Below are 7,255 nucleotides of genomic sequence, written 5' to 3'. Positions count from 1 at the left end.
TTAATCTCCATTTTGCAAGGTTTTGAGGGGTGAGAAAACAAACGTTGCAAAATGAGGATAGTAAGATCGTTTAGATCATCAAGAAGATCAATGCATTAAGTGATTTTCAGTGTCGACTACATAACACACACTAGCAAGCTAAACATGTGTGGCGGATGCGTATTTAGCTCTGATTAGTTATTTATTTTTTAGCAACTTATATGATGTGTGGTGGATTTACAATACGGTTTTGTGCCTAATTGTCAAACAAAGGGGCAAAAGCCAAGTGCCATCCGACGCTTTAACCGTTTTACACAAAGGACTAAATAGAGTCACAAGTAGCCTTTTTCCTCGTGATATTTTTAACGCATGATTATGCCTGAATGTAGTTGCCCATAATGGTATTTATAAATGTCGGATGGCGTGGCTTCGCCACTTATCCAACCTACTCGCTAATTATCAAATAACGTAGTAAAAGCACCAGAAGCGGTGATGGCGGTTAAGGTTGCTTTAAATGAGCTCAGCATCGCTTGGTGAACAAAGTTACCCATGCTGATACGCTTTACGCCAAGGTTTTTTAACGTATCAAAGTCAACCAACTCAGGTACACACATAACATTAATTGGTAGCGTTGTTACACTTGTTATTGCTTGTATATCGGTGGCTAAATGCAGACAAGGATAAAACAGCCCATCGGCCCCAGCTTGTTGATAAAGCGCAGCCCTGTGCAAACTGGCTTCAAGTGGTTTTTCAACATTAAGCAAATAAGTATCACTGCGCACATTAATAAATATATCCACTTGCGCTTGTGTTAGCTGCGCCTTAATTGCGCTGAGCTTGTGTGCAAATTTTTCTGCATCAACCAGTGTTCGTTGGCCGTTTGCTACGGTGCTGTCTTCAATATTAATGCCCACCACACCCAGCTTAGCCAACTTAATGATGTTATTAGCAACCTCTTGAGGCGAATCTGCATAACCCGCCTCAATATCAACGCTCAGTGGCAAACTTGAATGCTGAGCAATGGCGGCCACTACGTTTAGTAGCTCAGCAAAGCACACCTCTTCACCATCTTGTTTACCCAACACGTTTGCAATCGCCGCACTGGATGTGCCAATCGCTGCAAACCCCAACTCTTGCGCAATCTGCGCACTGGGCACATCCCACACATTACAAAGCAGCAACGGTTGTACTTGGGTATGTAACTCTTTAAAAGTCATTGTATTTCCTATTATTTATCAAAACCTGTTTGTTGAGGTGAATAATAGAGGGAGGCAGTGATGACTACGCGCCATTTGTGGAACTGAACGTGAAAAAGTGGGGGAATTTTATGCTACGGTAGGTTGGTATAAGCGAAGCGCCATCCGACATTTTAACCGTTTTACGCAATGGGCATATTTGTTTGTAAGGCGCAGCTCGTCGGCATGTAATTGTGCTTTATGGTGTTTCTCAATGTCGGATGGCGTGGCTTCGCCACTTATCCAACCTACTCGCACAGGTGTTCAGGCACAAAAAACGCGAGTGTGTTGCTACTCGCGTTATATTTTAAATTGGTTTAATATCAAAATCTTAACGCATTGTAACAAACTCTTCTGACCCCGTCGGGTGTATAGCCACAACCGAATCAAAGTCTGCTTTGGTAGCGCCCATTTTCATTGCTACGGCAAAACCTTGGATCATTTCATCAACGGCAAAGCCGATGCCGTGTAGGCCAACTACTTTTTCGTCTGGCCCTGCGCACACTAGCTTCATTTTGCATGGCTGGCGGTGTTGGGTTACGGCGGTGTACATGGCGGCAAAGGTGGAGGTGTATACCTTAATGTTGTCTTCGCCATATTGTGCAATGGCTTGTGGTTCGGTTAAACCAATGGTGCCAATAGGTGGGTGACTGAATACCACGGTGGGTACTAGGTTGTAGTCCATTTTGGCATCGGGCAATTCTGGATTGAACAAGCGCTCTGCCAGCATGCGGCCCGCTTTTACTGCAACAGGGGTTAGCTCAATGCCGCCTTCCATAATATCGCCAAGGGCATAAATGCCTTTTACAGAGGTATTTTGGTATTCATCTACTTTAATAAAGCCACGTTCATTGGTTTGTACATCGGTGGCTTCTAGGTTGATGAGGTCGGTCACAGGCTCACGGCCGATGGCCCAAATTACTTGGTCTACGCTATGCGATTGGCCATTTTCTAAGTGTAGCGTTACCGAGCCATCGGCTTCTTTAGTTAATGCTTTTGGTATTGCGTGGGTGTGCAGTGTTGGGCCTTCTTTTTCCATCACTTCTACTAAGGTTTCAACCACCATTGGGTCAAAGCTGCGCAGTGGGGCATGTTTGCGTACAAACAGATGGGTTTCTGTGCCTAGACTGTTTAACACACCGGCCAGCTCTACGGCAATGTAGCCTGCGCCAATCACGGCAACGCGGCGTGGTTGTTCATTAAGAGCAAAAAAGTCATTAGAGTCTATGCCGTACTCTGCACCGGGAATGTTAGGAATGCTAGGGCGACCACCTACGGCAATACTGATATGATCGGCGGTATAGTGCTCGCCGTTCACTTCCACGGTGTGGTTGTCTACAAATTTGGCAAAGCCGTTTACCACGGTTACGCCATTTTTAGCCAGATATCCTTCATAGCCTTTGTGAATACGGCCAATGTAGGCTTCGCGGCTTTCAACCAGTTTTGCCCAGTCAAAGTTTTTTAACTCAACATCAAAACCATAGTCAGGGGCGTAGAGCTTAATGGCTTCTGCCACTTGGGCACCGTGCCACATTACTTTTTTAGGTACGCATCCTACATTTACACAGGTGCCGCCCATGTGCTTTGCTTCAATTAAAGCCACTTTCGCACCGCGCATTGCCGCACGGTTTGCCGATGCAATGCCACCACTACCGCCGCCAATGGCAATATAATCAAAATGTTGAGCCATAACTTCCTCTTAAATTCTTGAAAAATACACTACGCTTTGGGAATGTAGACCTCGATACGTAGGAAAAAATAACAGTCTAACTTGTAATTGCGGCGTTTGCCCCAATTTCAACTCAATAAGCCTAAATAACGATAGAGAAAAAATATGAGTAACCCATTAATTGGGCTAGAAGGCCTACCACCGTTTTCTAAAATTCAGCCGGAGCATATTGTTCCTGCATTAAAAAAAGCCATTGCTCATTGTCGTGAAACCATTGACGAAGTATTAAAAAACGACGCTTTTACATGGCAAAACTTGGTACTTCCAATGGAAGAAGCCGACGATAAATTATCTCGCATGTGGTCGCCTGTTTCTCATATGCATTCAGTTGTAAATAGCGATGCTCTGCGTAAAGCTTATGATGAGTGTTTGCCGTTGATCTCAGAGTATTCAACGTATGTAGGCCAACACCAAGGTTTATACCAAGCTTATAAATCTATTAAAGAGTCTGATGAATTTGCAAAGATGAGTGTGGCGCAGCAAACAACCATTAATAACGAGTTAAGAGACTTCGCCTTATCTGGTATTGCTTTGAGCGAAGACAAGCAAAAGCGCTATGGTGAGATAAGCGCGCGTTTGTCTGAACTCGCCGCTAAATTTGGTAATAATGTGATGGACGCCACGCAAGCTTGGCAAAAACACATTACCGATGAATCGCAGCTGTCAGGGTTACCTGAGTCAGCATTGGCACTTGCCAAGCATACTGCGCAAGCAAAAGGCCTTGAAGGGTGGGTGTTTACCCTAGATTTTCCATCATACCTACCGGTAATGACTTATGCAGATAACCGCGAACTGCGTGAAGAAGCCTATCGTGCGTTTGTTACAAGAGCATCTGATCAAGGCCCAAATGCTAATGAGTTTGATAACTCGCAGATAATGGCAGAAGCGCTGGCGCTGCGTCATGAGTTGGCGCAATTGCTAGGTTTTGAAAGCTATGCGCACAAATCACTGGCCACAAAAATGGCTGAGTCGCCAGAGCAAGTGTTTGCGTTTTTAAACGACCTTGCTGCAAAGTCTAAACCTCAAGCGCAAGCGGAAGTGGCTGAACTGGTCGAGTTTGCAAAGAGTCAGCATGGCATCGAGCAATTAGAAGCTTGGGATTATGGCTACTACGGCGAAAAGCTTAAACAAGCTAAGTATGCAATCTCTGATGAGCAGCTGCGTCCTTATTTCCCGGCAAACACGGTGTTAAGCGGTTTATTTAAAACCGTAGAGCGCTTGTTTGGTATTAAAGTAACTGAAATCAAAGAGTTCGATTCGTATCACCCTGATGTACGTTTTTTTGCTATCCATGACAGAAACGGCGAGCTTAGAGGCCACTTTTACCTAGACTTGTATGCGCGTGAAAACAAACGTGGTGGCGCGTGGATGGATGACTGCATGGGCCGTAAGGTGCGTGCTAACGGCCAGCTGCAAACACCTGTGGCTTATTTGGTTTGTAACTTTAACAAAGCGGTAGGCGATAAACCTGCGTTGTTTACCCATGACGAAGTCACCACGTTGTTCCATGAGTTTGGTCATGGTATTCACCACATGCTTACGCAAGTTGACGCCGCTTCTGTTGCGGGCATCAATGGCGTGGCGTGGGATGCGGTCGAGTTGCCAAGTCAGTTTTTAGAGAACTGGTGCTACGAAGAAGAAGCGCTTAGTTTTATTTCTGGTCACTACGAAACTGGCGAGCCGTTACCAAAAGAGTTATTGGATAAGCTATTGGCTGCTAAAAATTATCAATCAGCCATGCAAATGCTGCGTCAAATTGAATTTAGTTTGTTTGATTTCCATATTCACGCAGATTATAAGCCGAGTACGCAGTGTAATATTCAGGGCATATTAAACGCAGTGCGTGAAAAAACCGCGGTTATTAAAGCGCCTGAGTTTAACCGTTTTCAACATAGCTTTAGTCATATTTTTGCTGGTGGCTACAGTGCGGGTTACTACTCATACAAATGGGCGGAAGTGCTCTCTGCTGATGCATTTTCTAAGTTTGAAGAAGAGGGCATTTTTAACGAGCAAACGGGCCGTGAGTTTATGGAGCACATTCTTGAAAAAGGCGGTTCTGAGCCACCTATGGTGTTGTTTACTCGCTTTAGAGGCCGAGAGCCGCAAGTGGACGCGTTATTGCGCCACAGCGGCATAAACTGTGCCGCTTAACGCATAAAGCGCATATAAAAACGAACAAAGGCACCAAATTTGGTGCCTTTGTTGTGTTTAGCGTTCGCAAATTCGTTTTCTAGGTCTATGCTTTTTAAAGAATAGAGCGAATTAGGGTAGCGATATGAGCAAGTTGGTGTTGGCCATTGATGATGACAAGTTAGCGCATTGCATTATTGAAGAAGCGCTCTCGTCGTCGTGTCGATTACTACACGCAAAAAATGGCGAAGAAGGAATACGCTTAGCACAAAAATACCAACCCGATATCATCTTGCTTGATGTAGAAATGCCCGGCATGAAAGGCTTTGAAGTATGCGAAAAAATGAAAAGCATGGAGCTGCTAGCCGATATCCCCGTGATGTTCTTATCATCCAAAGGCAGTCTTGCTGAGAGAATGAAAGGCTATAACTCAGGAGCCGCAGACTATATTGTTAAACCCTTCGAAAGCTTAGAGTTGTTAGCGCGTATCGAAGTGCTTGATACCTATCGACAGCAATCCGTTCAGCTAAAACAAGACATGCAGCGCGCACAAGTCACCGCCGAAATAGCCATGACTGACTCAGGAGATATGGGGCGCATTATGCGTTATGTGGGTCAATCGTATCATGCCCATGACCTCACCTCATTGAGTGAGTACTTTTTTGAGTTTTTTGTACCACTCAAATTAGATGTAGCGGTGGTGTTTTGGTATCACGACAGTGAGGTGTTTTTTTCTCACAATGGCACCATTCAGCCCATTGAGCAGGAGCTACTTGAAAAGCATCGTGATAGCAGCCGGTTTGTGGATTTTGGCCAGCGCACAATCATCAATTACCCTAAAGTCTCGCTTTTAGTTAAAAACATGCCGATTGACGACCCCGCTTTATATGGCAGATATAAAGATTTACTCCCGCATATTTTAGAAGCCACCAATGCAAAGCTCAAAGATATGGAAATAAGTGAAGATGCACTTAACAAAGTGGAGCAAATTGGTTTTGAGTTTGAAGAGCTCAGTGAGCAGTTACATGGTGTAGACGAGCAACATGCCGTTAAGGTTGCAGAGTTTATTGAGTTGACCCACAGAATGCGCAGTCAATTGCCAAGTGATCAGGCGGTGCAACTTGAAAAACTACATGAACACTTTGAGTTTTTAAATCTTGAACTGAATTTGATTAAATCAAAGTTAAACGAAATTACCAGAGTGCGTTATCAGCTCATCGAAAGCTTAAATAAAATATCTAAACCGTGGGGGGAAGACGAGGTGGCTGCGCAAACCGACATCGAGCTATTTTAACACCTTGAGGGTGCTGTAAAACTTTATGTAGCCAGAGGCTATTTAGCACGAAGTGCTTTAGGTATACTAGCGGCGCATGAACACAGGAGTTTGCAGTGCTTATTCATACCCCATTTGTTGAAAACCATCCTTACCTGACCGGTCTTGAACAGCGTTTTGCTTTAGGGCAATGGGCTGCACAGTCAGATAACATTGATAATCCTAAGTTTAAGTTGATATATGATGAACTTGGCTTGCAATTAATCAAAGCGGACGAGCCAAAACTTGGCGCTGTGCTTGTTGACTTTGTGACAGGAGCTGCGGCACATCGTCGCAAGTTTGGTGGTGGTAAAGGTCAAGCGATTGCAAAAGCGGTTGGATTAAATAAAGGTGCAACACCTCATGTACTTGATGCAACCGCAGGTTTAGGACGAGATGCCTTTGTACTTGCATCGCTTGGCTGTAAGGTTACTTTGCATGAACGCCACGCGGTTGTTGCTGCGTTACTTTATGATGGCTTGCAACGCGCATATCAAGATGCAGAGATTGGCCAATGGATGCAACAAAATATGCAAATGCAATTTGGTTCAAGCCATGATTTATTAGCAAGCACTGAAGTACAGCCCGATGTGGTTTATCTTGACCCTATGTTTCCTCATCGTGAAAAATCCGCCTTAGTTAAAAAAGAAATGCGGGTGTTTCAAGACTTAGTTGGTAGCGATGACGATGCCGATAACTTACTTGATTTTGCCTATCAGCTTGCGCACAAGCGGGTTGTAGTAAAACGTCCAGACTATGCACCTTTTTTAAATAATAAAACCCCCAGTATGCAGATCAAAACCAAGAAAAATCGTTTTGATGTTTATGTAAAAGCGGCAATGAAATAGCGGTGTTACATTGGGTTGTACA

5 protein-coding genes are annotated in these 7,255 nt (G+C 44.3%); 3 read left to right on the top strand and 2 right to left on the bottom strand.

The window, feature by feature from the left end:
- Nucleotides 1-431: 431 nt before the first annotated feature.
- Together HC733_RS12700 and gorA are read right to left on the bottom strand one after the other, a co-directional pair.
- Nucleotides 432-1,196, bottom strand: a complete 765-nt coding sequence (locus HC733_RS12700; RefSeq protein ID WP_190365419.1) for an isocitrate lyase/PEP mutase family protein — start codon at nt 1,194-1,196, stop codon at nt 432-434.
- Between the two features lie 349 nt (nt 1,197-1,545).
- On the bottom strand, nt 1,546-2,904 hold the full coding sequence (gorA, locus tag HC733_RS12695) for a glutathione-disulfide reductase (protein ID WP_190365418.1): 1,359 nt from the start codon (nt 2,902-2,904) through the stop codon (nt 1,546-1,548).
- Between the two features lie 144 nt (nt 2,905-3,048).
- On the opposite strand from gorA, the gene prlC reads away from it, so the two are divergent.
- From prlC to HC733_RS12680, 3 genes are all read left to right on the top strand, one after another.
- Entirely contained in the window at nt 3,049-5,094 is a 2,046-nt protein-coding gene (prlC, locus tag HC733_RS12690; RefSeq protein ID WP_190365417.1) for an oligopeptidase A, read from the top strand.
- 124 nt (nt 5,095-5,218) lie between these two features.
- Nucleotides 5,219-6,367 carry a response regulator gene (locus HC733_RS12685; protein WP_190365416.1) on the top strand — a complete coding sequence of 383 codons (1,149 nt, stop codon included), beginning with the start codon at nt 5,219-5,221 and terminating at the stop codon, nt 6,365-6,367.
- Nucleotides 6,368-6,462: 95 nt separating this feature from the next.
- Entirely contained in the window at nt 6,463-7,233 is a 771-nt protein-coding gene (locus HC733_RS12680) for a class I SAM-dependent methyltransferase (protein WP_190365415.1), read from the top strand.
- The last annotated feature ends 22 nt before the right edge of the window (nt 7,234-7,255 follow it).

This window comes from Pseudoalteromonas sp. S16_S37 (genome assembly GCF_014694405.1).
In the GTDB taxonomy this organism is placed as follows: Bacteria; Pseudomonadota; Gammaproteobacteria; order Enterobacterales; family Alteromonadaceae; genus Pseudoalteromonas.
Note: the sequence above shows the minus strand (reverse complement) of the source record. Positions and strands in the feature narration are given on the sequence as shown.

What these genes read in the sequence shown, in the direction of transcription:
- HC733_RS12700 (WP_190365419.1), bottom strand. Translation starts at nt 1,196, where the DNA reads ATGACTTTTAAAGAGTTACATACCCAAGTACAACCGTTGCTGCTTTGT.
- gorA (WP_190365418.1), bottom strand. Translation starts at nt 2,904, where the DNA reads ATGGCTCAACATTTTGATTATATTGCCATTGGCGGCGGTAGTGGTGGC.
- prlC (WP_190365417.1), top strand. Translation starts at nt 3,049, where the DNA reads ATGAGTAACCCATTAATTGGGCTAGAAGGCCTACCACCGTTTTCTAAA.
- HC733_RS12685 (WP_190365416.1), top strand. Translation starts at nt 5,219, where the DNA reads ATGAGCAAGTTGGTGTTGGCCATTGATGATGACAAGTTAGCGCATTGC.